Raw genomic sequence first — 24042 nt, 5'->3', positions numbered from 1 at the left:
CGGGCTCTTCCCGGTCGCGTCACCGTTCTGTCACGCCCGACCGCCCGGGGAACCGGCGGCGGAACGGCGGTGTGTATCGGGCAGGTGCCGGCGCCGGGTCGGCACCACTCCATCCTCCGAGGGGGCGTCATGCAGGACACGCGGTACGGAACGAAGGCCCGAAGAGCCGCGGTCGCGGTGGTCTCGGCCGCTACGGTCGCGCTGCTCGCCACGGCGTGCGGCCCCGGGAACGACGAGCCGTCGGGGGCCGGGGCGAGCGCGGCACCGACGGTGGCGGCCACCGCCTCGGCCGCGCCGAGCGCCAAGTCACCGGCCCCCACCGAGGCCGGCACCCCGTCCACGGGAGCGGCCACCGTCGCCGCGCCGTCCGGTGGACCGACGAGCAGCGGTACGGCGGTGCCGACCTGCGCGCCCACCGCGCTGAAGGTGGACGCCCACCAGGCCAAGGTGCGCCCCGAGGGCACGGGCCTGGGAGCGGCGATCGTCGCGTTCACCAACGCCTCCACCCGCCCGTGCACGCTCCAGGGCTTCCCGACGGTGGCCGGAGCGGCCAACGGCTCCCCGGACCGCAACGCGCCGCTCGCCGTGACCCACACCGGCTCCGCCGCCCCGGTCCACCTCGCCCCGGGCGGGAAGGCCTGGGTGAAGCTGACCTTCGTCCAGGTCCAGGGCGAGGCCGACGGCTACTGCGTCTCCGGGGCCACCCCGGTCGCCTACCCCACCCTCGTCCTGGGCCTGCCGGGCGGCGCGGGAGCCCACCAAGTGGCCTTGGACGACGGCCTGTTCGCCGAGTGCGACAACAAGGTGACCACCACCGCGCTGCTGGCCACCAGCCCGTCCTGACGGAGCAGCATGCCGAGGACGGCCGGCTGCTGTGCGACCGGGAGATCCAGGAGGTCGTTGTCAGTGGTGTCGGCTATGGTCGCCGACATGATCGATTCCACGATGCACATCCGTGTGGCCCGTCCCTCGCGCGACCTCGCGGCGGCCGAGCGCTTCTACGTCGGCGGCCTCGGCCTCGATGTGCTGTGGCGCACCACCGAGCGGGTGTCCGGTGAGCACGACCTGCTGATGGTCGGCCCGCCCGGCGGTGCCTGGCACTTCGAGCTGACCCACGACCCGGAGCATCCGACGGAGCCCACGCCGACGGTGGAGGACCTGTTCGTCGTCTACCTCGGTGCGCCGGTCGACGAGGCCCTGACCGCCCGGCTGGAGGCGGCCGGAGGCACCCGGGTCACCTCGCACAACCCGTACTGGGACAAGTTCGGCGTGACGATAGCCGACCCGGACGGCTACCGGCTGGTGCTCTGCTCCCGCAGCTGGGGCAACTGACCCGGCGCCGCCACTGACCCGCGCCGCCACCGGCGGGCCTCGCTGCGTGCCGCGCACCGCTATGCGCCGGGTACCGCTACGCCCCGGGCACTGCTCCTGGGGCGCCGTCCTCCTGCGGCCGCTCGGGCGCGCCCGGGCCGGGCCCGGCGCGCAGCACCGCCACGCCCCGCTCCAGGTCCACGCCGAAGTGCGGCGGCGATCCGGCCTGCGCGTCGTCGCGCAGCGCCAGTTGCTCCTTCTTCTGCTCGACCTGTATCCGCTTGCCCGGGCTGAACAGTGCGTGCAGCTCCTCCAGCCCGCCGACGCCCGTCGCCACCCCGGGCCCGCGGGGCCGCGGACGCGCAGAGGCCTCGTCCCGGATCTGCCACGCGGCCAGCACGACCAGCCCCAGTACCGCCGCCACCGCCGCCAGCACACCCACGATCAACGCCATGCCCGCTCAACGCCGCACCGTGGTGGGGGCGTTCCTGGAACGGCGGCACGCACCCACCGGATACCCTGCGGCGAGAACGGAAGGAGCACCCTCACCATGACCGTGCGCGGAACCCTCGTGGACATCCCGACGGCGGACGGAACCGCCGACGCCTACCTCGCCCACCCCGACGACGGCCGCGCCCACCCGGCCATCCTCCTCTACATGGACGCCTTCGGGCTCCGGCCGCACCTGCAGCGGACGGCCGACCGGCTCGCCGGAGCCGGGTACACCGTGCTCGTCCCCAACGCCTACTACCGCAACGGCCGCGCCCCGCTGGTCGAACTGCCGGAGCTCATCGACGTGGAGAGCGACGACGCGCTGTTCGAGCAGATCGGCCCGCTGCTCGCCACCCTCACCCCGGAGACGACCGCCCGCGACGCGGACGCCTACCTGCGCTGGCTCGCCGAGTCCTCGCTGGTCCAGGACGGGCCGGTCGCACTCACCGGCTACTGCCGCGGAGCGCTCCTCGCCCTGCGCACGGCCGTCAGCCACCCGGACCGGATAGCCCTCGCGGCCGGCTTCCACGGCGGCAACCTCGCCACCGAGCGCCCGGACAGCCCGCACCTGGGTGCCGACCGGATCACCGCCGAGCTGTACTTCGGCCACGCCGACCAGGACGAGGCGCTGCCGCCCGAGCAGATCGACCGGCTCGCCACGGCCCTCACCGCCGCCGGGGTCCGGTTCCGGGCGGAGGTCTACGCCGGTGCGCCGCACGGCTACACCCAGGCCGACACCACCCGTTACGACGCGGCCGCCGACGCGCGGCACTGGGAGACGCTGCTCGGCCTGCTGAAGCGCGTCCTGCCGGCCTGAGCTCGCGCCCGAGCCCGCTGCCCGCCGGTACGGCCGGCCGCCCTGCCGTTCGCCCCTACGGCCGCCGGCTCGCCTGACATAGTGAGGGCGACGGGTGAACCAGACGACTGAACCGGGGGGTTGGGCGTGCACGGCGGAAAGGACACGCGGGGAGAGCAGGACGGGACGGGCCTGCGGGGCGTCCAGGAGGCCATCGCGTCGGCCTTCGCCGAGAACGCCCCGGGCGGGGTAAGGGTGCGGCCGAGTGAACTCGACTGCGGCGGGCGGGCGTTGCGCTGGGTGGAGGCGGGCGAGGGCGGTGTGACACCCGTGGTCCTGATCGCGGGCTGCGGCACCTCCTCGCTCACCTGGCTGCCCGTCCTGCCAGAACTGTCCCGACACGGGCGGGTGGTGGCGTACGACCGGGCCGGGCTCGGTGCCAGCGAGCCGGAGCGCACCGCAGTCGGCCGCGCGACCGGCCCCAGCCTGGACGGAGGGATCGAGGACCTGGCCGCCCTCGTCCGGCACCTGGGCGCCGGTCCGGCGATCCTGGTCGGGCACAGCTGGGGCGGCCAGCTGGCCCAACTCCTCGCCCGGCAGCGGCCGGAGCTGGTGGCCGGGCTGGTGCTGGTGGATCCGGCGCACGAGGATTTTCAGCCACGGTCCATCCGGCTCGCCGAAGCCGCGCTGCTCCGGTTGTGGTTGCTCCGGTCCGCCCCGGCGGCCACCGCGCCCGGGCCGGCGGATCCGCTCGCCCGGGCCGAGGCGGCCGTGGTCGGGCACTCCCACCAGCGGCGGACCGTCCTCGCGGAGAACCGGCTGACGAACGTCACCACCGCCGAGATCCGGCGCCGCCGCTCCGCCACGCCGCTGCCGGATGTGCCGGTGGCCGTCCTGAGTGCGACCGAAGGGCTGCCCCGGGCGATGCGCTCCCGTTGGACCGCCCTGCAGTCGCAGGTCGCCTCCGGCGCCCCCAGGGGGACGCACGGCACGGTGCGCGAGGCCGGCCACGCCATCCACGCCGACCAGCCCGGGGCGGTCGTCGCGGCGGTCCTGGAGGTGTCCGACCGCGCCGGATACTTCCGGAAGGTCTGAAGGCCGGACGGTCGCCCGGTCGGTCACCCGGTCGGCCGGGCGGTCCGGCGTCCGGCTCTGCGTTCGGTCAGTCCCTGGCACTCGTGCTCAATTCCTTTCCGTATCCGGTCTGCTGAGGCCGCGGCACGCTCTGGCACACTGTGTGCCGACGACCCGTCGGGGCGGGACATGACACACAGGGGGACTGGGGCATGAGCGGGGCGGGCACCGTGCTCGGCGGACGGTACAGGCTGGTCGGGAAGATCGGCGGAGGCGCGATGGGCTCGGTCTGGCGGGCCGAGGACACCGTCCTGGCGCGGCAGGTCGCGGTCAAGATCCTGCGCTCGGAGCTGTTCGAGGACGAGACCGCCACCCAGCGCTTCCGCCGCGAGGCCCAGCTGGTCGCCGCGGTCGACCACCCCGGCATCGTGGACGTCCACGACTACGGCGAGAGCGGCGAGGACGGCGACGAGCGCTGCGCCTACATCGTCATGGAGCTGATCGCGGGCAGTCCGTTGGACCGGGTGCTCGCGAACTCGGGCCCGATGACCGTCGGGCGTGCCCTCGAACTGGTCGCCGGCGCCCTGGACGCGCTGCACGCCGCGCACCAGCAGGACATCGTGCACCGGGACATCAAGCCGTCCAACCTGATGGTGCGCACCGACGGCCGGGTGGCCATCACGGACTTCGGCATCGCCCGGGCGCTCGCCAGCACCAAGCTCACCGCGCCGTTCGCGATCATCGGCACGGCGCTCTACATGTCCCCGGAACAGGCCGAGGGGGCCGCCCTCGGCCCCGCCACCGACCTGTACTCGATCGGCGTGGTCTGCTACGAACTGCTGGTCGGCGAGCCGCCGTACTCCGGTGAGGGGCCGCTGCAGATCGCGCTCAAGCACGTCAACCAGCCGGTGCCGGAACTTCCGGAGACCTTCCCGGCGGCGGTCCGGGCGCTGGTCGCGAAGGCGCTGGCCAAGAAGCCCGAGGAGCGCTTCGCGGACGCGGCCGAGATGGCGGCGGCGGCCCGCGCGGCGGCTGGGGGCGCGGGTGCCGAAGCGGAGGCCGGCAAGGCCGGGGTCGGCGGGGCCGGGGCCGGAAAGGCCGGGGTCGGTGAGGCCGGGGACGGTAAGGCCAACGCCGGCGGGGCCAGGGAGCACGCAGACGGTGGGGAGAAGGCCGCCGCCGACAGCCGGACGATCCGGCTCCGGCCCGACGCTGCATCCGCCGGGCGAGCCGGGGGAGGGGACGCCAAGGGCGGGGGCGCAGGTGCTGCAGGGGCCGCCGGGCCCAAGGCGGAAGCGGGAGCGGCAGGGACAGCGGCGAAGAAGGAGGCCGGGCAGGCCGGTGCCGTGGTCGTTCCCGCTGCGGGCGGCGACCCCGCGCCGGACGAGGTCGCGAAGGTGCTGCCGCAGGCGCAGACCGAGCCGGGCCGGGCCCGGCACCGGCGCGCCCTGCTGGTGCCGGTGATCATCCCGGTCATCATCTCGGTCGGCACGGCCACTGCCCTGCTGGTCGACCGCAGTCCGGGCGGCTCGGACGCGGCCGTGCCGCCCGCCGCCCAGCCGACCGTGGTGGTGACCGTGCCGGCGAACCCCGGTACCGGTTCCCCGCTGCCCGCGGCCACCACCGCGCCCCCTGCCCCGGTGCCGACCGACACCCCGGCGGCCACCCCGAATCCCGACCAGCCGGCGCCCGGGGTCCCGAACCAGCAGGTCCCCGTCCCGGCCCAGGGCCAGGCCCCGGTCCAGGGCGGAAGCGGCGGCGCCTCCGGCGGGAACCGGAGCGGTGGTGCGGGCACAGGCAGCGCCTCCGGCGGTGGGGCGGCCGCCGGCGGGTCGACGGGCGGTCAGGCGAACCAGCCCGGAGGCGGGGCGGGCGGCAACCCGCCCGCCCCGCCCGCCAACCAGAATCCGCAGCCCCCGGCCCAGAACACGGCTGGCGGCACCACCCCGGCCCCGCAGAGCCCGCCCCGCCCCGCGTCCTGCGGCGGCAGCAGCTGGACCACCATCGTCACCGCGAAGGAGCGCCGCCCGCTCGGGCTGCGCAACGACACCCTGAGCGGCGACAACCCGGTCGTGGTCGGGGGCGCCTCGCAGTACGGGTGGGTGCGTTCCACCGACCCCGGTACGTGGATCCACTTCAACGCCTGCAACAACGGCGGACCGGCGCTCGTCCAGACCATGGACGGGAAGGTCGAGGCCAGCAGCGGCTTCAGCTACCTCACCAGTTGGACCGTCCGCAACGGCTCCAGCCCGGGCTCGTACACGCTGGGCGACTACATGAACTCGATCTGCCTGACCAACAACGGCCCGGGCAACGCGGTCACCATGGTCGCCTGCACCCCCGGCAACGAGGACCAGGAGTGGCGGTTCCAGTAGTGGCGGTTTCCGTAGTGGCGGTTCCAGCAGCGGCGGGCCGAGGCCTGGTAGCAGACGTCCGGCGGGTGAGCAAGGGTGCCGGGTGGCGGACCCTCGCCACCCCGGCGTCAAGGGACTGTGTGGAAACTTCTACACAGATGTAAAAGTCGACTGCCGGTGGATCGTGCCGCCCGCCGAACCCGCGTTCGGCGGGCGGACGGCTGTCGATGCAGGCGGTCGGACATGGATCGGGCGGGAACGATCTGCGGAATGCGGTGAATCGCCCCGATTCCGGCACTGCTTGACCGCCCTTTACCTGATGGCGGGACCTGGCCAACTCCTGAGGCAGACCTGTCATTTCATCTGCTGGATTGTCATGCTTCTGTTCACCCCCAGCGGTTGCCCCCACCCCCACCCCTTGGTGGCGAGCCGCTCGACTGTACGGGGTTCCAGCACGTCAGCGCCCGTCCCGCCCCACAGGTGCCGACCCGGCCCCCGGGACGCGGCGTGACCGCGCCCAGACGCGGTTTCCCGGAAGGACTCGTCCGTGAAGCGAAAGCTCGCAGCTGTCGCCGTACTCTCGGCCACCGCCCTGCTGACCGGTGTGACCCAGGTGAGCACCGCCGCCCAGGCCGCCCCCATCCCGTCGCTGCAGGCCCAGGCCGCCCAGCAGCACGCCACCGTGCTCGCCCTGGCCGACGGCCAGGCCGGCCCGCTCGCCAAGGCGCTCGGCCTCGGGGACAAGGAGCAACTCGTCGCCAAGGACGCCGTGGTGGACCAGGACGGCACCCGCCACCTGCGCTTCGAGCGCACCTACGCGGGCCTGCCGGTGATCGGCGGCGACCTGATCGTCCACCAGAAGGCCGACGGCGCGGTGAAGTCGGTCTCCAAGGCCGTCTCCGCGCGGATCGACCTGCCGAGCCTGACCCCGAAGGTCCCGGCCGACCAGGCCGCCGCGCAGGCCGCCGGCGCGGTCAAGGCCACCGTCGGCGTGACCGTCGACGCCGACGAGTCGCCGCTGACCGAGGTCCACCAGACCGGCACGGCCGAACTGGTGGTCTGGGCCACCGACGGCGCCCCGCGCCTGGCCTACCGCACCACCGTCGAAGGCGTGCGCGCCGACGGCACCCCGAGCAGCCAGGTCCTGCTCACCGACGCCGCGAGCGGCCGGGTGCTCTCCACCCACGAGAAGGTGCAGACCGCGGCCGGCACCGGCAACGGCGTCTTCGTCGGCCAGGTCCCGCTGACCACCACGCAGAGCGGCACGCGGTACCAGCTCAAGGACGCCTCCCGTGGCGGCCAGTCCACCACCGACATGAAGAACGGGACCTCCGGCAGCGGCTCGCTGTTCGCCAACACCAGCAACCGGTTCGGCGACGGCACCGCGGCCAACCGCGAATCCGCCGCCGTGGACGCCCAGTTCGGCGCCGCCACCACCTGGGACTTCTACAAGAACTCCTTCGGCCGCAACGGCATCCGCAACGACGGTGTCGGCGCCCTCAGCCGGGTCCACTACGGCTCCAACTACGTGAACGCGTTCTGGAGCGACGACTGCTTCTGCATGTCCTACGGCGACGGCAGCGGCAACGCCGCCCCGCTCACCGAAATCGACGTGGCCGGCCACGAGATGACCCACGGCGTCACCGCCGCCACCGCCAACCTGAACTACTCGGGCGAGTCCGGCGGCCTCAACGAGGCCACCTCGGACATCATGGGCACGATGGTCGAGTGGTACGCCAACCTGCCCTCCAACCCGCCGAACTACTGGATCGGCGAGCTGATCAACCTGCGCGGCGACGGCAGCCCGCTGCGCTACATGGACCAGCCCAGCAAGGACGGCCAGTCCGCCGACTACTGGGACGCCAACGTCGGCAACCTGGACGTCCACTACTCGTCCGGGGTGGCCAACCACTTCTTCTACCTGCTCGCCGAAGGCAGTGACGCGAAGACCATCAACGGGTTCAGCTACAACAGCCCGACGTACGACGGCTCGACCCTCGCCGGCATCGGCCGGGACAAGGCCGCGCAGATCTGGTACAAGGCGCTGACCACCTACTTCACCTCCACCACCGACTACGCGGGCGCCCGTGCGGCCACCCTCAGCGCGGCGGCGGACCTGTACGGCTCGGACAGCGCGGAGTACAACGCGGTCGCTGCCACCTGGACGGCCGTCAACGTCAACTGAGCCCCGGGCCCTGCCGGTTCGTGGGTGCCGGCCGGAAGGGCCGTGAGCGGCGGGGGTGACGGTAGGCGGACCACCGTCACCCCCGCCGTTCTTCCCTTTTCCGGGATCTGACGTTTCGTCAGATCCCCCTTTTCTTCTCGTGCGTCTCCTGGGCGGCCAGGACGGCGTCGCCGTGGACGGCGGACCAGGCGCCGAGCGCGCGGATCGGACCGATCAGGGCGGCACCCGCCCCGGTGAGGGCGTAGTCGACCCGCGGCGGCGCCTCCGCGTAACGGCGGTGCTCCACCAGGCCGTTGTACTCCAGCCGACGCAGCGACTCGTTGAGCACCTTCGGGCTGATCCCGCCGATCCGGTCCAGCAGCGCCCGCGGGCGCAGCGGCCCCAGCTCGCCGAGGACGTAGACCACCACGCTGTCCCAACGGTTGGCGATCACCTCGAAGGCCAGCCTGGCGCGGCAGTCCGCGGCGAAGACGGCGCCGCCCAGGTCGCCGTACTCCTCGGCTCCGCGTTCCTCGGCGCGGGCCTCGGCGTCGTATCCCCCGTCTCCCTCGTCGCTCTCGCGCGTGCGGCTCGCGATGTCCATGCGGCCATCCTGCCCGATCCGATGCGTACCGGACGGTGTGCATCGACCCGCCTAGCGTGCCGGTCACAGCAGATGTGACGGCGAGGAGTGGACATGCGGATCGGCATTCTCGGAACGGGCGCGATGGCGGCGGCTCTCGGCGGGGCCTGGGTGCGGGCGGGGCACGAGGTGGTGGTGGGCGGGCGCGACCCGCGGGCGGCCGGGCAACTCGCCGCTGTACTGGGCGCGTCGGGCGGCGGTGATCTCGCGACGGCGGCGAGATTCGGGGAGGCCGTGCTGGTCGCGGTACCGGCCGAGGCGGCGGTGCCGGTGGCCGCGCCGCTGGCGGCCGACCTGGCCGGGCGGGCCCTCCTGGACTGCACCGTGCCCATGGCCCCCGGCGCGGACGGGCCCCGGCTGACCACGGCCGGCGCCACCGACTCCGTCGCCGCGCGGCTCGCCGTGGCGGCTCCGACGGCCCGTGTGGCCAAGGTGTTCGGGATCTGCCACGAGAGCATCTGGACCATGCCGCGGCCGGCCTTCGAGAGCGGCGCACCGCTCGGCGTCCCGTACTGCGCGGACGACCCGGCGGCCGCTGCGCTGGTCGCCGACCTGATCGCGTCCATGGCCTGCACACCAGTGCACTGCGGCGGCCTCGACCGGGCCGGACTGCTGGAGGCGACGGCCGTCTTCGCCGTCGGCGTCTGGTGGTCCGGCGGCGAGGCGCGCCACGTCCTTCCGTCGCCGGCCCTGGCGCCGGGAGCGACGGACGACGATGACAGGTAACAGGTAACAGGTAACAGATTACAGATTACAGACGACAGCTGACAGATGATGAAATCTGTCAGCTGTTATCCGTCGTCTGTGATCTGTCGCCTGTCATCTGTCATCTGTCATCGGTCGTCGCCAGGTCCTTCCGGATCTCATCCAGAATCAGACCGGCCCCGGTGTAGCCGATGCCGAGCATCCACAGGTTGTCGTCCACCCGGAACACCCGCCCGTTGCGGACAGCGTCCAGGTCCTTCCACAGGGCGCCTTCGGTGATCTTCCCCTGGTCGGACTTGGCGGCGTCCCCGTACAGCGAGTAGAAGATGACGTCGGCCGCCGCCTGGTCGACCTGCTCCGGGCTGATCTCGATCGAGAATCCGGGCTTGTCCTGGTTGGCGGGCCGGCCGAGCCCGAGGTCCTTGAACAGTGAGCCGACGAAGGTGTCGTTGAGGTAGAGCCGGGTCGGCGCGCCCGCCAGGAAGCGGGCCATCTCGACCCGGGTGGCGGCGGCCTTGGCGGGCCCGCCGAGCGCGGTGACCAGCTCGCGCAGCTTCGTCCGGTACGCCGCGTCCGCCGCCTCGGCCTCCGCCTGGCGGCCGAGCGCCTCGGCGTGCAGCCGGACGTTCTCCTTCCAGGTCGGCCCGGTGGTCTTGGAGAGCACGGTCGGCGCGATCTTGGACAGCTCCTCGTACCGCTTGTCGTCGCGGACCTGGTTGCTGAGGATCAGGTCCGGCCGCAGCGCCGCGATCGCCTCCAGGCTGGGCTGGCCGATCGCGCCGACGGCCTTCGTCCCGGCCAGTCGAGCGGCGGGGAGGTAGCCGGGGAGGGGCGCGCCCGCGCTGACGGTGGTGGCGCCGACCGGGGCGAGGCCGAGGGTGATCACCGAGTCCAGCGCGTCGGTGTCCAGCACCACCACCCGGGCCGCCCGGGCCGGTACGGCGCTCTCGCCGCGCGCGTGCCGGACCGTTCGGGCGCCGCTGCCGCCGCTGCCGCCGCCGTTGGCGCCTCCCGGCGAACCGGCGCTCGGCGCACGGGAGTCGGTCCCGCAGGCTGCGAGCGCGAGGCCCGGGGCGAGCCCGGCGGCGAGGCCGAGTGCGGTGCGGCCGAGTACGGTGCGGCGGCTGAGGGAGCTGGGCATGGCGGCACCTCCGTCGTACGGGCAAGGCGCGGGGATCCCTGCCCGCTCGGCCGTCCGGCTACGCCTCGGAGCTGTCGTCCTCCGGCTGTGCCTCCGAGCCGTTCTCCCGTCGCTGGCGCAGCAGTTGGTCGTACTCGGCGTGCACCCGACGGTCCATCGCGAGGGCGAACTGGGCGTCGGCGACGGTCCTGGCCAGCGGCCGTACCCGCATGATGCGTTCGGTGAGCCGGGCCGCCTCGCCGGGCGGCAGCGGGGTGTCGGCGGCCAGGGCGCTGAGCAGGTGCTCGCTGACCACGTCGATGAAGATCTCGGCGATGGCGTCCACGTGTTCCCGGGTGCGCCGGCTGGCGTCCAGCACCGCCGACAGCGGAACGCCTTCCGCCACCAGCTCGGTGGTGGCGTCCATCAGCCGGCGGCTGACGTGGGTGATGCCGCCCTCCTCGACGGTGATGTAGCCCTGGGCGATCGACTCGGCGGTGTTCTCCTCGGTGAGCTGGTCCCCGAAGGCGGTCTTCAGTTCCTCCCAGTCCAGCCGCACCGGGGTCTCGTCCGACCAGGGTGCGACGATCGCCGCCTCCAGCCCGATCAGCTCGGCGACGTCCCGCCCGCTCTCGCCGGCGCCGATCAGCTCGGCGATGCCGCCCAGGGTGTGGCCGCGGTCCAGCAGCTCGCCGATCATCCGCAGCCGGGCCAGGTGCTCCTCGCTGTACCAGGCGATCCGGCCCTCCTTGCGGGGCGGTTGGAGCAGTTTGCGCTCGCGGTAGAAGCGCAGGGTGCGGGTGGTGATGCCGGCCGCTTCGGCCAGTTCCTCCACCCGGTACTCGCGTTTTCTGTCGTCCGCAGCAGCTCTGACCTTGTCCACGGCGATCAGCATAGGTCCGAGGGCTCGGAACGCTCCCGGAACCGGAGCGGTCGCGCTTCTTCCCTCCGGTGGCGGCAAGGGCTACCCTGCCAACCATGCCAGTGATTACTGGCGCGATTGGCAGGGTTCCGGGGCGAGGCCCCGGAGAGCGCGACGATCACCGCCCCACCCTCAGGAGGAGGCCGCATGGCATCCAGCAGCAAGCGCCCCCGCTCCGGCGTGTCCGGCACGTCCGGCGCCTCCGCGGACACCGGCTCGTCCCCCGAAGCTCGGGAGCCGGAGGAGTCCGTGCCGCATGTCCGGGTCGCGGTGATCGGCTCCGGCTTCGGCGGACTCGGCGCCGCGGTCCGGCTGCGTCGCGCCGGCATCACCGACTTCGTGGTCCTGGAGCGGGCGGACTCCGTCGGTGGCACCTGGCGCGACAACAGCTACCCCGGCTGCGCCTGCGACGTGCCCTCGCACCTCTACTCCTTCTCCTTCGCGCCCAACCCGGACTGGCCGCGCAGCTTCTCCGGCCAGCCGGACATCCGCGCCTACCTGGAGGAGGTCGCCACGGTCTTCGGCATTCGCCCCCACCTGCGATTCAACACCGAGGTGCTGGAGGCGCGTTGGGAGAGCGAGGCGACCCGCTGGCGGATCACCACCTCGGCCGGCCAGTGGACGGCCGACGCCGTCGTCGCCGCTGCCGGACCGCTCGCCGACCCGCAGATCCCCGAACTCCCGGGGCTGAGCGCCTTCCCCGGCAAGGTGTTCCACTCCTCCCGCTGGGACCACGAGTTCGACCTGGCCGGCAAGCGCGTCGCCATGGTCGGCACCGGAGCCTCCGCCGCCCAGATCATCCCGTCGATCCAACCCGAGGTCGGCAAGCTGACCGTCTTCCAGCGCACCCCGGCCTGGGTCCTGCCGCGCCGGGACCGCGAGATCAGCCCGCTGGAGAAGTGGCTGCACGGCCGGCTGCCGGTCACTGCGAAGATCCGCCGCGGCACCCTCTTCGCGCTCCGCGAGCTCCAGGTGGACGCCTTCGTCCGGCGCCCCGGACTGCTGCGCGTCGTCCAGCAACTCGCCGAACGCCACATCGCCCAGAGTGTCCAGGACCCGGCGCTGCGCGCCAAGCTCACCCCGGACTACCGGATCGGTTGCAAGCGCATCCTGCTCAGCAACACCTACTACCCGGCGCTCGCCGCGGCCAACACCGAGGTCGTCTCCTCCGGTCTGCGCGAACTGCGCGGCTCCACACTGGTCGCGGCCGACGGCAGCGAGCACGAGGTGGACGCCATCGTCTTCGGCACCGGCTTCCACGTCACCGACATGCCCATCGGCGCCCGGGTGTTCGGCGCGGACGGCACCACGCTGGCCGAGGAGTGGAAGGGCGGAATGGAGGCGCTGCGCGGCTCGACCGTACGCGGCTTCCCGAACCTGTTCTTCGTCATCGGCCCCAACACCGGCCTCGGCAACAGCTCGATGATCCTCATGATCGAGTCCCAACTGAACTACCTGATCGACGCGTTGACCACGCTCGCCTCGGTCGGCGCCACCGCCATGCAGCCGACCGCGCGCGCCCAGCGGCAGTGGAACCTCGAACTGCAGCACCGGATGGACCGCACCGTCTGGACCACCGGCGGCTGCCGCAGCTGGTACCTCGACCCGAGCGGCAAGAACACCGTGCTCTGGCCCGGCTCCACCACCGCGTTCCGCCGCGCCACTCGCAAGGTGGACCTCGCCGAGTACGAGCTGATCATGCGCACGTCCCCGACCGCTGCCCCGACCACCGCCCGGACCGTCCAGGAGGTCACCGCATGAGTGCCGTCCAGCTGCCCGCCGAGTACGAACCACCCACGCCCGTGGAGGAGTTGAGCGCCCGGTCGGCGGACGGCAGCCGGCTGCACGTCGAGGTGCACGGCCGACCCGGCGCGCCGACCGTGGTGCTGGCGCACGGCTGGACCTGCTCGACCGCCTTCTGGGCCCCGGTGATCCGCGAACTCGCCGACCGATACCGGGTGGTGGCGTACGACCAGCGCGGGCACGGGCACAGCGAGATCCCGCCGAGCCGGGCCCGCTACTCGACCCGGGCGCTCGCCGAGGACCTGTCCGCGGTTCTCGCCCGGACCGTTCCGGCGGGGGAGCGAGCCGTACTCGCGGGGCACAGCATGGGCGGGATGACCATCATGGCCGCCGGCAGCCGCCCCGAGGTGGCCGAGCGCACCGCCGCCGCCGTCCTGATCTCCACCGGGCCGGGCGAGTTGGTGGCCGAGCTCACCGTCCTGCCGCCGACCGTGCGCTCCCCGAAGCTGCGCCGCTTCCTGCACCGGCAGCTGCTGCGCTCCCGGCTGCCGCTCGGACCGGTCTCGCCGGTCAGCCGGGCCGCACTCAAGTACGCCACCATGGGGCCGAGTTCGCCCGCCGGCCAGGTCGAGGCGACCGCCCGCATCGTGCACGCCTGCCCGACCGCCGTCCGAGCCAACTGGGCCGCGGTGCTCGACCGGCTGGACGTCCATGCCGGACTCGGCCGGCTCGCCGCGCCCACCTCGGTCGTGGTCGGCACCGACGACCGGCTGACCCCGCCGGTGCACGCGCACCGGATCGTCGCCGAACTCAAGGACCCGCAGGGTCTGTTGCTGCTGCCAGGGGTCGGGCACATGTCGCCGCTGGAGCGGCCGGCGGAGGTGGCCGGCGAGATCCACCGGATGGCCGCCGAGCACCTGGTCGGTGCGCCCGCCGTGACCGTGGCAGTCCCCGTCGTTCCCGCTCCCGCCGTTCCCGCTCCCGCCGTTCCCGCTCCCACCGTTCCCGCTCCTGCGTCCGCCGATTCCGCTGACCCCACCGATGAGAGGACTGCCGTCGCATGAAGGCCGTACCGCCGTTGTCCGCGCAGGTCGTCGTCGTCACCGGAGCCGCCCGCGGGGTCGGTGCGTCGTTGGCCCGCAAGCTCGCCCGGCGCGGGGCCGAGGTCGCGCTGCTGGGGCTGGAGCCGGAGGAGCTGAAGGCCGTCGCCGCCCAGTGCGGCCCGACCGCGACCAGCTGGGAGGTGGACGTCACCGACCTCGACGCGCTGGAGGACACCGCCCGCCGGATCAAGGAGCACTACGGGCGGATCGACACCGTGGTCGCCAACGCCGGCATCGCCATCGGCGGACCGCTGGCGGACAGCGACCACCGGGCCTTCAGCCGGGTCATCGAGGTCAACCTGCTCGGCAGCGTCGCCACCGCGCGGGCCTTCCTCCCGGCGCTCACCGAGAGCCGGGGCTACCTGCTGCAGATCGCCTCGCTCGCCGCGCTGACGCCCGCGCCGCTGATGAGCGCGTACTGCGCCAGCAAGTCCGGGGTGGAGGCCTTCGCCCACTCGATCCGCGCCGAGGTCGCCTACCAGGGCGTCAAGGTCGGTGTCGGGTACCTGAGTTGGACCGACACCGACATGGTGCGCGGCGCCGACGAGGACGCCGTGCTGAAGCAGATGCGCGCCCGGCTGCCGTGGCCGGCGAACAAGACGTACCCGCTGGAACCCGCGGTGGACCGGATCGTCGCCGGGATCGCCCGCCGGTCGGCTCATGTGTACGCCCAGGCCTGGCTGCGCGGCATGCAACCGGCCCGCTGGCTGCTGCCGAGCCTGATCGCCGTGGTCGGCTCCCGCGACGTCGCCCGGCTCGCGCCCCAGCTCGCCGCCACCGCCGCGAGCCGCCTCCGCGCGATCGGCGCCGGGGGAGCCGCGGACACCGCGACCCGGGGGAGCCGCAACGGCTCGGGCGGCTGACACCCGGCAGGGGACAGCCGGCGGCCGACAACTGACAGCCGACAACTGACAGACGACAGATAACAGCTGACAGATAACAGATTTCGAAATCTGTCATCTGTCAGCTGTCGTCCGTTCCCCGTCCCCCCTCCACGATCCGTGCCAGCGTTTCCAGCGCCCGCGCCAGCACCGGCAGCGGGGGCGAGGCGAGTCCGACCCGGACGGCGGTCGGTGAGCTCCGCGGATCCACGGCGAACGCCGTCGCGGGCGTGATCGAGATCCCGGCGCGCGCCGCCGCCGCGACGAAGGTCTCCGCCCGCCAGTCGCCCGGCAGCTCCCACCACAGGTAGTACGAGTACGGGTCCGCCCGCAGCCGCTGCCCTGTCAGCACCTCGCGCGCCAGCAGCTGCCGGGCCGCCGCGTCGGCCCGCTTCGCCGCCTCCACCGCGGCCAGCGTGCCGTCCCCGATCCAGCGCACCGCCGCCTCCAGCGCGAATCCGCTCGGCGTCCACCCGCCCGAGCGCAGCGCGCCCGCCACCCGCTCGCGCAGCGCGCCCGGGACGACCGCGAACCCGGTGGTCAGGCCCGGGGCGAGCCGCTTGGAGAGACTGTCCACGAGCACCGTCCGCTCCGGTGCCAGCGCGGCCAGCGGCGCGAGTCCGGGCCGCAGGAAGGACCAGATGGCGTCCTCGACCGCCGGCAGGTCGAGCCGCCGCAGCTCCTCCGCGAGCGCTGCCGCCCGCTCGGGCGGCAGGCTCCCACCGAGCGGGTTCTGCAGCCGGGGCTGCACGTACACGGCGCGCAGCGGCGTCGCCCGGTGGGCGGACGTGACGGCCCCGGGTACCAGCCCGTGCTCGTCCATCGCCAGCGGTACCAGCCCGATGCCCAGCCGTTCCGCCGCCGCCTTGACCACCGGGTAGGTGAGCGCCTCGACTCCGAGCCGGTTCCCCGGCGGCACCAGGGCGGAGAGCGCCCCGACGATGGCCTGCCGCCCGTTGCCCGCGAACAGCAGGTCCGCGGGGTCGACCTCCCAGGAACCGGTCGAGGGCAGCCCGGCGAACGCCCGCCGCGCCGCCCCCGTCCCGGCCGCGCCGACCGGCCGCAGCGCGTCCCCGAGCGCGTCCGCGCGCAGCAGCGGCGTCAGTCCGCCCGCGAGCAGTTCGGCCTGCCCGGGGACGGCGGGGTAGTTGAGCTCCAGGTCCACGGGTGCGGCGCCCGGCTCGGCGAGCGCGACCCGCCCGCCGTCCGCCCCGCGCCCGGCCCGGACGAAGGTCCCGCGGCCGACCTCCCCGACGGTCAGTCCGCGCCGGGCCAGCTCCCGGTAGACGCGTCCCGCCGTCGAGCCGGCGATGCCGTGGCTGCGGGCGAACGCGCGCTGGGTGGGCAGTTGTTGGCCTGGCCGCAGCCGCCCGTCGGCGATGTCGGCGGCGATCCTGTCGGCAATCAGGCGGTAGTCGTCCATCGGTGGCAGGCCTCCTGTGGACCTCGGCGTAGACCCAGCGCCTCGGCGTAGGCCCTGGTGCCTCGGCGTAGGCCCGGGCGCAGACCCTGGCGCGTCGGACCCGGTGGCTACATTGCACCGAGTGCAAAGTCATCATTGCATCGAGCTGGTCCTCGGTCCTAGCCTCCCAGCATGGACACGTTGACATCGGCCGTGAGCGGCCACGCCGTGCTCGGGATCGCCGCCGTGGCGCTGGGCATGGTGCTCTCGCCGGGGCCCAACATGATCTACCTGGTCTCGCGCTCGATCGCGCAGGGCCGTCGGGCCGGGCTGATCTCGCTGGCCGGGGTGGCGACCGGTTTCCTGGTCTACCTCGTCGCGGTGACGGCGGGGGTGGCCGCGGTGTTCTCGGTGGTGCCCGCCCTCTACACCGCGATCAAGCTGGCCGGCGCCGGCTACCTGCTCTGGCTGGCCTGGAAGGCCGTCAAGCCGGGTGGCACGGCGGTCTTCGCGCCGCAGGAGCTGCCGCCGGACCCGCCGCGCCGACTGTTCGCGATGGGTTTCCTGACCTGCCTGCTCAACCCCAAGATCGCCATCATGTACGTCTCGCTGCTGCCGCAGTTCGTGGCGCCGGAGCGCGGTCACGTCGCCCTGCAGAGCCTGGTGCTGGGCCTGACCCAGATCGCGATCGCCGTCACCGTCAACGGACTGATCGCGGTCAGCGCGGGCAGCATCGCCGCCTTCCTCAACCGCCGCCCCGGCTGGCTGAGGATCCAGCGGTACGCGATGGGCACCGTCCTCGCCGGCCTCGCCGTGCACATCGCCGCCGACCGCGCCAAGGCGGTGGCGGTATAGACGGCATGGACGGCATGGCGCGCAAACTCGCCCGGAGCAGCTCGTACCCCGCCTGGATGAGCCGCCCGCCCAGCGCCGGCGCCGTGTTCGCCAGGACCGCGATGGCGGCCGAGTGCTCCGAGGCGAACCCGGCGAAGGGGGAGTACGACCGGATGTCTGCGTCCGCAGCCCGCTGAGCTGGGGTGTTGCACTGGGTGTGGGCTCGGATGCGGCGAGTCGGTACGGTCGGGGCATGACCACAGCCTTGATCACCGGCGCGACCGCCGGCATCGGAGCCGCCTTCGCCCGCCGGCTCGCCCGCAGCGGCTACCAGCTCGTCCTGGTGGCGCGGGACACCGAGCGCCTGGAGCGCGCGGCCGCGGACCTGCAGGGGAAGTACGGAGTCGAGACGGAGGTGCTGACCGCCGACCTCGCGACCGACGAGGGCATCGGCGCCGTCGAGGCCCGCCTGGCCGACTCGGCCCGCCCCGTGGACCTCCTCGTGAACAACGCCGGCTTCGGCAACAAGGGCCAGTTCGGGACCGTCCCGCTCCAGGACGAGCTGGACATGCTGAAGGTGCACATCGAGGCGATCCTGCGGCTGACCACGGCCGCGCTGCCGGGGATGCGCGAGCGCCGCCGGGGTGCGATCGTCAACGTCGCCTCGGTGGCGGCCTTCCTGCCGCGCGGCACGTACGGGGCGAGCAAGGCCTGGGTGGTCAGCTTCACCCAGGGCGTGCTGCGCGACCTGGGTGGTACGGGCGTGCGGATGATGGCGCTGTGCCCGGGCTTCACCCGGACCGAGTTCCACCAGCGGGCGGGCATGGGCACCGGCAACATCCCGTCCTGGTCCTGGCTCTCGGCCGAGCGGGTGGTGGACGAGGCGATGCGCGACCTGGCCCGCGGCCGGTCGTTGTCCGTGCCGGGCAAGCGCTACAAGGCCGCGGTGGCCATCGCCCGGGTGCTGCCGCCGGGCAGGCTCGGGGGCCTGTCCTCCAAGGCGGCGCGCACGTACCGGACCGACTGACCCCGAGGTGGCCGGGCGGGCGGGCGCAAGGGAATAGAGGGAATCTCACTATTAGCTTGTCTAACTATGAGCTATCCTCGCCATGTCGACCCCCGCCCGACCGTCCCACCCAGGGAGGCCCGTCCTTGAGGCCAGCCGCCATCGACTGGACCCCGCCCGATCGCGCCGAGGGCGAGCCCCGCCCGCCGGCCCAGTGGCGGCGGATCCTCACGCTCTTCCGCCCGTACCGCGGCCGGCTCGCCACCGTCGGACTGCTGGTCGCCGCCTCCGCCGTGGTCTCGGTGGTCTCGCCGTTCCTGCTGAAGGCCGTGCTGGACACCGCCATCCCGCAGGGCCGCACCGGGCTGCTCAGCCTGCTCGCGCTCGGGATGATCCTCACCGCCGTGGTGAACAGCGTCTTCAACGTGCTGCAGACGCTGATCTCCACCACTGTCGGCCAGCGCGTGATGCACGACCTGCGCACCGCCGTCTACGGCCACCTGCAACGCCAGTCGCTGGCCTTCTTCACCCGCACCCGCACCGGCGAGGTGCAGTCCCGGATCGCCAATGACATCGGCGGCATGCAGTCCACGGTGACCTCCACCGCGACCAGCCTGGTCTCCAACCTCACCGCGGTCGTCGCCTCCGTGGTCGCCATGGTCGCCCTCGACTGGCGGCTCACCGTCGTCTCGCTCGTCCTGCTCCCGCTGTTCGTCTGGATCAGCCGCCGGGTCGGCCAGGAGCGCAAGAAGATCACCACCCAGCGGCAGAAGCAGCTGGCCGCGATGAGCTCGGCGGTCCAGGAGTCGCTCTCGGTCAGCGGCATCCTGCTCGGCCGCACGATGGGCCGCTCCGACTCGCTCGCCCGCGAGTTCACCGGCCAGTCCGACCAGCTCGCCGACCTGGAGGTCCGGGCCAGCATGGCCGGACGCTGGCGGATGAACACCATCCAGATCGTGATGGCCGCGATGCCCGCGCTGATCTACTGGGCGGCCGGACTGACCTCCGCCGCCGGCGCGCCGATCGTCTCGGTCGGCACCCTGGTCGCCTTCGTCACCCTCCAGCAGGGCCTCTTCCGCCCGACCGTGAGCCTGCTCTCCACCGGCGTGGACGTCCAGACCTCGCTCGCGCTCTTCCAGCGCATCTTCGAGTACCTCGACCTGCCGGTGGAGATCGCCGAGCCGGCGCAGCCGGTCACCCTCACCGACATCCGAGGCGAAGTCCGCTTCGAGCAGGTCGACTTCCGTTACGACCCCGCGCAGGAACGCCCGACCCTCTCCGGCGTCGACCTCAAGGTCCGGGCCGGCACCTCACTGGCCGTGGTCGGCGAGACCGGCTCGGGCAAGACCACCCTCAGCTACCTCGTCCCGCGGCTGTACGACGTCACCGGAGGCCGGGTCACCCTGGACGGCGTGGACGTCCGCGACCTCTCCTTCGACACCCTGGCCCGCGCGGTCGGCGTGGTCTCCCAGGAGACCTACCTCTTCCACGCCTCCGTCGCCGAGAACCTGCGCTTCGCCAAACCCGGCGCCACCGACGCCGAACTGGTCGAAGCCGCCCGGGCCGCCCAGGTCCACGACACCATCGCCGCCCTGCCGGACGGCTACGACACCCTGGTCGGCGAGCGCGGCTACCGCTTCTCCGGCGGCGAGAAGCAGCGCCTGGCACTCGCCCGGACGATCCTGCGCAACCCGCCGGTGCTGATCCTCGACGAGGCCACCAGCGCACTGGACAACCGCACCGAACGCGCCGTCCAGCAGGCCGTGGACACCCTGGCCGCCGGCCGCACCACCATCACCATCGCGCACCGGCTCTCCACCGTCCGGGCCGCCGACCAGATCGCCGTCCTGGACCACGGCGAGGTGGTCGAACTCGGCACCCACGAGGAGCTGGTGGAGCTGGACGGCCGGTACGCGGCCCTGCTGCGCCGGGAGGCACCGGCGGCGGCCGTCCTGTCGGACACCGCCCTCGGTCACGCGTGAACCGGTCCTCGCGGACCGCTGCGGCGACCGGCCGTCAGGCCGCCTTCGGCACCTCGTTGTAGCTCTCCGCGACCTCCTGGCCGGAGAGCCGCTGGATCGCCGCCATCACCTCGTCGGTCACCTGCCGACGCGCCTTCAGCGAGCGGGCCTGCCCGTGCAGCTCGTCGAAGTGCAGCGGCTCGCCGAAGCGGACCGTCACCTTCTTGAGCCGCGGCACCCGCTTGCCCACCGGCAGGATCTGCTCCGGCCCCTCCAGCGCCACCGGCACCACCGGCACGCCCGCGGTCAGCGCGAGCCAGGCGACGCCCGTCTTGCCCCGGTAGAGCCGGCCGTCCAGCGAGCGGGTGCCCTCGGGGTAGATGCCGAAGGCCTTGCCGGCCTCCAGGATCTCCAGCGCCGACTCCAGCGAGGCCTGGGCGGAGCGGTAGGTGCCGCGCTCGACCGGCACCGCGCCGATCGCCTCGAAGAAGCCCTTGGAGAGGCGGCCCTTGAAGCCGGTGCCGGTGAAGTACTCGGCCTTGGCGAGGAAGTGGACCCGGCGCGGGGCGGTCAGCGGGATCACCACGCTGTCGATGAACGACAGGTGGTTGCTGGCCAGGATCACCCCGCCCTTGCGCGGCACGTTCTCGATGCCCTCGATGGCCGGGCGCCAGATTCCCCGTGAAACCGGTTTCAGCACCAGCCTGGTGACGAGGTCGAGCACGTTTCCCTCCCTGGACGAACGACCGCCCGGGAGGTGCCCGGGCCCGCAATCAGATCCGCAGACTACGGCACCCGTCCCGGAGCCTCCACTCCCGGCGACCGTGGCGAACACCACGGCCGGGTAGGGTACGGCCGTCCGAAACCGAGCACGACCCCAGCAGTACCCAGGAGGGCACGATGGAGACCACCGAGGCGATCAAGGCCTTTTTCGACCGCTTCGACCAGGACGGCGACGGCAAGATCACTGCGGCCGAGTACGCGCTCGCCGCGAACGAGATGGGCGACCACGACGTCACCATCTCGATGGCCGAGGCGCTGATCCACACCATGGACACCGACCACGACGGCGTCCTGACCTTCGAGGAGTTCCTGGCCGCCCGCCGCCGCTGAGCCCGCGCCGACGGGGCCGGTGCCGTACCGGCGGCACCGGCCCCAACCGGCTTCCGTGCAGGCCCTACCGCTTGCCGTCCACCGGGAACACCCGGCGCACCACCCGCTCCGCCGCCCCGCCGTCGTCCCAGACGCAGAACTTCGCCCGGAACCGCGCCCGCGCCTCCGGAGCCGGATCGCCCGCCAGCAGCGCCCGCGCCAGCTCCTCCGCGGTCTGCGTGACCGCGCCCGGCGGCTCCGCGAACAGGTCGAAGTAGACGCCGCGCTCGCGCTGGTACTCCTCCCAGTCCGGCGCGAAGACCACCACCGGCCGGTCCAGCACCGCGTAGTCGAACATCATCGACGAGTAGTCCGTCACCAGCACGTCCGCCGCGAGGTACAGGTCCTCGACGGTCGGGTGCGCCGAGACGTCCACGATCCGCGCCGCCTCCCCGTCGGCCGTCAGGTCGCCCGGCCCCCCGGTGTGGAAGTAGTGCGTGCGCACCAGCAGCGTGAAGCCCGGGCCCAGCCGCCGGGCCAGCTCGGCCACGTCCAGCAGCGGCACGTAACCGCCCTTGCCGCCGCGGTGGGTCGGCGCGTACAGCACGGCCGTGGTGCCCGGCCGCAGGTCGAACCGCTCGCGCATCGCGCGCACCTGGTCCGGGGTGGCGTCCGCGAGCCGGTCGTTGCGCGGGTAGCCGGTGTCCAGCATCTCGTACCGGCCGGGGAAGGCGCGGGCGAAGTGCTCACTGGTGTGCGGGTTGGGGGAGACCAGGAAGTCCCAGCGGTCGATGGCCTCCTGGAGCAGGTCGAAGTCCATCCCCTCCGCCGCCGCGGGGCGGTCGCGCAGGTCCATGCCCATGGCCTTGAGGGGGGTACCGTGCTGGGTCTGGACGTGCACCGAGCCGGGCCGCTTGGCCATCGTACGCGGGAAGTTGACGTTGTTGACGAAGTACTTGGCGGTCGCCATCGCCTTGAGGTACGCCGGGGTGTTGACGATCACGTACGGCACCCCGGCCGGCAGCGTGGCGGCCTGCCGGCGGTTCTCCACCACCCACACGCCCCGTACCTGCGGCGCGAGTTCCTTCGCCTTCTCGTAGATCGCCGCCGGACTGCAGGCGTAACCCCGGTGCCAGTACGCGGCGTAGACCGCCAGGTGCTCGTCCAACGGCAGCCGGCGGAAGGCGTTGTACGCGGTGAACCGGGCGCCGCTGCGCATCCCCTTCTTCACCGCGGGCGCCACCGCCCGTGCCCCGCGCTTGAGTTCGCGCGGCAGCCGGCCGGTCCGGCGCAGCTCGGCGTAGGCGATCCGGGCGCCGCGCGCGGCCAGCCGGTACTGCACGCCGCGCAGCCCGCCGGGGAAGCGGTAGCCGGCCGGGCGGTGGCGGTCGAAGTGCCGGGCGATGCGCTGGAAGAAGTCCTTGCGCAGGTCGGTCGGGACCAGGCCGGGGGTGTCGTAGACGTTGAGCGCCTGGCGCACCGTCCGGTCGAAGACCAGGGTGCGCAGCGACTCCGGGACGGGCCGGCCGGGGCGGTCCTGGCGGTCCAGGAAGGCGAAGATCGCGTCGTACTGGGCGAACACGTCCGCGTGCTTGGGCGAGGCGGTGGCGGTGATCGCGCCGTCCCGGCCGCGCCGGTAGAAGTAGCAGGGGCGATCGAGGTAGCGCAGCCGCCCGGCGGCCAGCAGCGCGGGGTAGGTGACCGAGATGTCCTCGTAGTAGCCGCGGCCGAAGGAGACGCCCAGGCCGTCCAGGAACTCGCGGCGGAAGACCTTGTTCCACACCGACATCACGGTCTGGAACAGCGCCGGGTGTTCGGCCAGGGTGCAGCCCTCGACCAGCGGGGAGCCGACCAGCACGTGCCGCCAGGGGTTGGGCTCGGTCTCGCCGTCCGGGTAGACGTGGGTGAAGTCGGTGATCAGCACGTCGGCCGGGGCCTCCCGGCGGCGCTCCTGCTCCAGCTCGTCCAGGAGCACGCCGACGGTCCGCTCGGGCACCCAGTCGTCGCTGTCCACGAACCAGACGTACTCGCCGCGCGCCTGCGGCAGGGCGGCGGTGCGGGCGCCGCCGAGGCCCTGGTTCTCGGTGAGGTGCATCACCCGCAGCCGGGGGTCGCGGGCCGCGTAGGCGTCCAGGATCGCGCCCGAGCCGTCGGGGGAGAGGTCGTCGACCGCGATCACCTCGAAGCGGGACTCCTGGGCGGGGGAGTCACCGAGGATGGAGTCGAGGCAGCGCGGCAGGTACCGCTCCACGCCGTGGACCGGGAGCACGATGCTGAGGAGGAGGGACACGCTGGCCGAGTGTACCGACCGACCCGGCGCGACCTGCGCGGACGTCGGGCCGGGAGGCGATGGGGGCTCTGCGGCGGCTCTGCGGCGGCTTTGCAGCGGCGTCCGGGGGCCCTGCAGGGGATCGGTGGGGGGCTGCGCGTGTGCAGGGA

Annotated in this window: 22 protein-coding genes; 15 read left to right on the top strand and 7 right to left on the bottom strand. The window is 73.2% G+C overall.

Annotated elements, in window-relative coordinates; all coding sequences use genetic code 11:
- Positions 1 to 129 precede the first annotated feature (129 nt).
- Together CRP52_RS05475 and CRP52_RS05470 are read left to right on the top strand one after the other, a co-directional pair.
- Positions 130 to 843 carry a DUF4232 domain-containing protein gene (locus tag CRP52_RS05475; protein WP_097235356.1) on the top strand — a complete coding sequence of 238 codons (714 nt, stop codon included), beginning with the start codon at positions 130 to 132 and terminating at the stop codon, positions 841 to 843.
- An 87-nt stretch (positions 844 to 930) separates the two neighbouring features.
- Positions 931 to 1332, top strand: coding sequence for a VOC family protein (locus tag CRP52_RS05470; protein ID WP_097239851.1), 402 nt, complete (start codon positions 931 to 933; stop codon positions 1330 to 1332).
- 76 nt (positions 1333 to 1408) lie between these two features.
- On the opposite strand, the gene CRP52_RS05465 is transcribed toward CRP52_RS05470, so the two are convergent.
- Complete coding sequence (locus CRP52_RS05465; RefSeq protein WP_097235355.1) at positions 1409 to 1765, bottom strand: DUF6191 domain-containing protein; 357 nt, start codon at positions 1763 to 1765, stop codon at positions 1409 to 1411.
- 96 nt (positions 1766 to 1861) lie between these two features.
- Between CRP52_RS05465 and CRP52_RS05460 the strand changes: the two genes are divergently transcribed.
- From CRP52_RS05460 to CRP52_RS05445, 4 genes are all read left to right on the top strand, one after another.
- The gene (locus CRP52_RS05460) at positions 1862 to 2620 is read left to right on the top strand and encodes a dienelactone hydrolase family protein (RefSeq protein WP_097235354.1); all 759 of its coding nucleotides are present in this window, start codon (positions 1862 to 1864) and stop codon (positions 2618 to 2620) included.
- Positions 2621 to 2746: 126 nt separating this feature from the next.
- Entirely contained in the window at positions 2747 to 3694 is a 948-nt protein-coding gene (locus CRP52_RS05455) for an alpha/beta fold hydrolase (protein WP_179852692.1), read from the top strand.
- 191 nt (positions 3695 to 3885) lie between these two features.
- Positions 3886 to 6048: a serine/threonine-protein kinase gene (locus CRP52_RS05450; protein ID WP_097235352.1), complete on the top strand. Its 2163-nt coding sequence runs from the start codon at positions 3886 to 3888 to the stop codon at positions 6046 to 6048.
- Positions 6049 to 6574: 526 nt separating this feature from the next.
- Positions 6575 to 8212, top strand: coding sequence for a M4 family metallopeptidase (locus CRP52_RS05445; RefSeq protein ID WP_097235351.1), 1638 nt, complete (start codon positions 6575 to 6577; stop codon positions 8210 to 8212).
- 118 nt (positions 8213 to 8330) lie between these two features.
- On the opposite strand, the gene CRP52_RS05440 is transcribed toward CRP52_RS05445, so the two are convergent.
- Positions 8331 to 8795, bottom strand: coding sequence for a winged helix-turn-helix transcriptional regulator (locus CRP52_RS05440; RefSeq protein ID WP_097235350.1), 465 nt, complete (start codon positions 8793 to 8795; stop codon positions 8331 to 8333).
- Positions 8796 to 8888: 93 nt separating this feature from the next.
- Here CRP52_RS05440 and CRP52_RS05435 point away from each other — a divergent pair, with 93 nt between their 5' ends.
- Positions 8889 to 9560 (top strand): NADPH-dependent F420 reductase, encoded by a 672-nt coding sequence (locus CRP52_RS05435; RefSeq protein ID WP_097235349.1) that lies wholly within the window; start codon positions 8889 to 8891, stop codon positions 9558 to 9560.
- A 100-nt stretch (positions 9561 to 9660) separates the two neighbouring features.
- Here the strand turns inward: CRP52_RS05435 and CRP52_RS05430 are convergent, their stop codons facing one another.
- The gene (locus tag CRP52_RS05430) at positions 9661 to 10680 is read right to left on the bottom strand and encodes an ABC transporter substrate-binding protein (protein WP_097235348.1); all 1020 of its coding nucleotides are present in this window, start codon (positions 10678 to 10680) and stop codon (positions 9661 to 9663) included.
- A gap of 58 nt (positions 10681 to 10738) precedes the next feature.
- Positions 10739 to 11542 (bottom strand): MerR family transcriptional regulator, encoded by an 804-nt coding sequence (locus CRP52_RS05425; RefSeq protein ID WP_257032301.1) that lies wholly within the window; start codon positions 11540 to 11542, stop codon positions 10739 to 10741.
- A 186-nt stretch (positions 11543 to 11728) separates the two neighbouring features.
- Between CRP52_RS05425 and CRP52_RS05420 the strand changes: the two genes are divergently transcribed.
- The 3 genes from CRP52_RS05420 to CRP52_RS05410 are packed head-to-tail and all read left to right on the top strand — an operon-like array spanning position 11729 to position 15290.
- Positions 11729 to 13342, top strand: coding sequence for a flavin-containing monooxygenase (locus tag CRP52_RS05420; RefSeq protein ID WP_097235346.1), 1614 nt, complete (start codon positions 11729 to 11731; stop codon positions 13340 to 13342).
- The gene (locus CRP52_RS05415) at positions 13339 to 14388 is read left to right on the top strand and encodes an alpha/beta fold hydrolase (RefSeq protein ID WP_097235345.1); all 1050 of its coding nucleotides are present in this window, start codon (positions 13339 to 13341) and stop codon (positions 14386 to 14388) included. Before CRP52_RS05420 ends, CRP52_RS05415 begins: the two co-directional genes overlap by 4 nt.
- Positions 14385 to 15290, top strand: coding sequence for an SDR family oxidoreductase (locus CRP52_RS05410; protein ID WP_097235344.1), 906 nt, complete (start codon positions 14385 to 14387; stop codon positions 15288 to 15290). The genes CRP52_RS05415 and CRP52_RS05410 overlap by 4 nt, the downstream gene beginning before the upstream one ends.
- Before the next feature lie 100 nt (positions 15291 to 15390).
- Here the strand turns inward: CRP52_RS05410 and CRP52_RS05405 are convergent, their stop codons facing one another.
- The gene (locus tag CRP52_RS05405) at positions 15391 to 16731 is read right to left on the bottom strand and encodes an aminotransferase-like domain-containing protein (protein ID WP_097235343.1); all 1341 of its coding nucleotides are present in this window, start codon (positions 16729 to 16731) and stop codon (positions 15391 to 15393) included.
- A gap of 171 nt (positions 16732 to 16902) precedes the next feature.
- On the opposite strand from CRP52_RS05405, the gene CRP52_RS05400 reads away from it, so the two are divergent.
- The 4 genes from CRP52_RS05400 (at position 16903) to CRP52_RS05390 (ending at position 20532) form a co-directional block, all read left to right on the top strand.
- Positions 16903 to 17565 (top strand): LysE family translocator, encoded by a 663-nt coding sequence (locus CRP52_RS05400; RefSeq protein WP_097235342.1) that lies wholly within the window; start codon positions 16903 to 16905, stop codon positions 17563 to 17565.
- Between the two features lie 5 nt (positions 17566 to 17570).
- Positions 17571 to 17741 carry a hypothetical protein gene (locus tag CRP52_RS38055; protein ID WP_179852691.1) on the top strand — a complete coding sequence of 57 codons (171 nt, stop codon included), beginning with the start codon at positions 17571 to 17573 and terminating at the stop codon, positions 17739 to 17741.
- 56 nt (positions 17742 to 17797) lie between these two features.
- Positions 17798 to 18571, top strand: coding sequence for an SDR family NAD(P)-dependent oxidoreductase (locus tag CRP52_RS05395; RefSeq protein ID WP_097235341.1), 774 nt, complete (start codon positions 17798 to 17800; stop codon positions 18569 to 18571).
- A gap of 125 nt (positions 18572 to 18696) precedes the next feature.
- Positions 18697 to 20532, top strand: a complete 1836-nt coding sequence (locus tag CRP52_RS05390; protein ID WP_097235340.1) for an ABC transporter ATP-binding protein — start codon at positions 18697 to 18699, stop codon at positions 20530 to 20532.
- A gap of 34 nt (positions 20533 to 20566) precedes the next feature.
- Here the strand turns inward: CRP52_RS05390 and CRP52_RS05385 are convergent, their stop codons facing one another.
- Positions 20567 to 21235: a lysophospholipid acyltransferase family protein gene (locus CRP52_RS05385; RefSeq protein ID WP_097235339.1), complete on the bottom strand. Its 669-nt coding sequence runs from the start codon at positions 21233 to 21235 to the stop codon at positions 20567 to 20569.
- 176 nt (positions 21236 to 21411) lie between these two features.
- Here CRP52_RS05385 and CRP52_RS05380 point away from each other — a divergent pair, with 176 nt between their 5' ends.
- The gene (locus tag CRP52_RS05380) at positions 21412 to 21624 is read left to right on the top strand and encodes an EF-hand domain-containing protein (RefSeq protein WP_097235338.1); all 213 of its coding nucleotides are present in this window, start codon (positions 21412 to 21414) and stop codon (positions 21622 to 21624) included.
- Positions 21625 to 21688: 64 nt separating this feature from the next.
- Here the strand turns inward: CRP52_RS05380 and CRP52_RS05375 are convergent, their stop codons facing one another.
- A complete protein-coding gene (locus tag CRP52_RS05375) occupies positions 21689 to 23893 on the bottom strand; it encodes a bifunctional glycosyltransferase/CDP-glycerol:glycerophosphate glycerophosphotransferase (RefSeq protein ID WP_097235337.1) in 2205 nt (734 codons plus the stop codon).
- Positions 23894 to 24042: the final 149 nt, after the last annotated feature.

Source organism: Streptomyces sp. 1331.2, assembly GCF_900199205.1.
Lineage (GTDB): Bacteria > Actinomycetota > Actinomycetes > Streptomycetales > Streptomycetaceae > Kitasatospora.
Note: the sequence above shows the minus strand (reverse complement) of the source record. Positions and strands in the feature narration are given on the sequence as shown.

Excerpts from the sequence above, each read along its gene's own strand:
- CRP52_RS05420 (WP_097235346.1), top strand. The coding sequence starts at position 11,729 with ATGGCATCCAGCAGCAAGCGCCCCCGCTCCGGCGTGTCCGGCACGTCC.
- CRP52_RS05380 (WP_097235338.1), top strand. The coding sequence starts at position 21,412 with ATGGAGACCACCGAGGCGATCAAGGCCTTTTTCGACCGCTTCGACCAG.
- CRP52_RS05395 (WP_097235341.1), top strand. The coding sequence starts at position 17,798 with ATGACCACAGCCTTGATCACCGGCGCGACCGCCGGCATCGGAGCCGCC.
- CRP52_RS05460 (WP_097235354.1), top strand. The coding sequence starts at position 1,862 with ATGACCGTGCGCGGAACCCTCGTGGACATCCCGACGGCGGACGGAACC.
- CRP52_RS05430 (WP_097235348.1), bottom strand. The coding sequence starts at position 10,680 with ATGCCCAGCTCCCTCAGCCGCCGCACCGTACTCGGCCGCACCGCACTC.
- CRP52_RS05410 (WP_097235344.1), top strand. The coding sequence starts at position 14,385 with ATGAAGGCCGTACCGCCGTTGTCCGCGCAGGTCGTCGTCGTCACCGGA.
- CRP52_RS05465 (WP_097235355.1), bottom strand. The coding sequence starts at position 1,765 with ATGGCGTTGATCGTGGGTGTGCTGGCGGCGGTGGCGGCGGTACTGGGG.
- CRP52_RS05405 (WP_097235343.1), bottom strand. The coding sequence starts at position 16,731 with ATGGACGACTACCGCCTGATTGCCGACAGGATCGCCGCCGACATCGCC.
- CRP52_RS38055 (WP_179852691.1), top strand. The coding sequence starts at position 17,571 with ATGGACGGCATGGCGCGCAAACTCGCCCGGAGCAGCTCGTACCCCGCC.
- CRP52_RS05415 (WP_097235345.1), top strand. The coding sequence starts at position 13,339 with ATGAGTGCCGTCCAGCTGCCCGCCGAGTACGAACCACCCACGCCCGTG.
- CRP52_RS05400 (WP_097235342.1), top strand. The coding sequence starts at position 16,903 with ATGGACACGTTGACATCGGCCGTGAGCGGCCACGCCGTGCTCGGGATC.
- CRP52_RS05470 (WP_097239851.1), top strand. The coding sequence starts at position 931 with ATGATCGATTCCACGATGCACATCCGTGTGGCCCGTCCCTCGCGCGAC.
- CRP52_RS05435 (WP_097235349.1), top strand. The coding sequence starts at position 8,889 with ATGCGGATCGGCATTCTCGGAACGGGCGCGATGGCGGCGGCTCTCGGC.
- CRP52_RS05450 (WP_097235352.1), top strand. The coding sequence starts at position 3,886 with ATGAGCGGGGCGGGCACCGTGCTCGGCGGACGGTACAGGCTGGTCGGG.
- CRP52_RS05440 (WP_097235350.1), bottom strand. The coding sequence starts at position 8,795 with ATGGACATCGCGAGCCGCACGCGCGAGAGCGACGAGGGAGACGGGGGA.
- CRP52_RS05475 (WP_097235356.1), top strand. The coding sequence starts at position 130 with ATGCAGGACACGCGGTACGGAACGAAGGCCCGAAGAGCCGCGGTCGCG.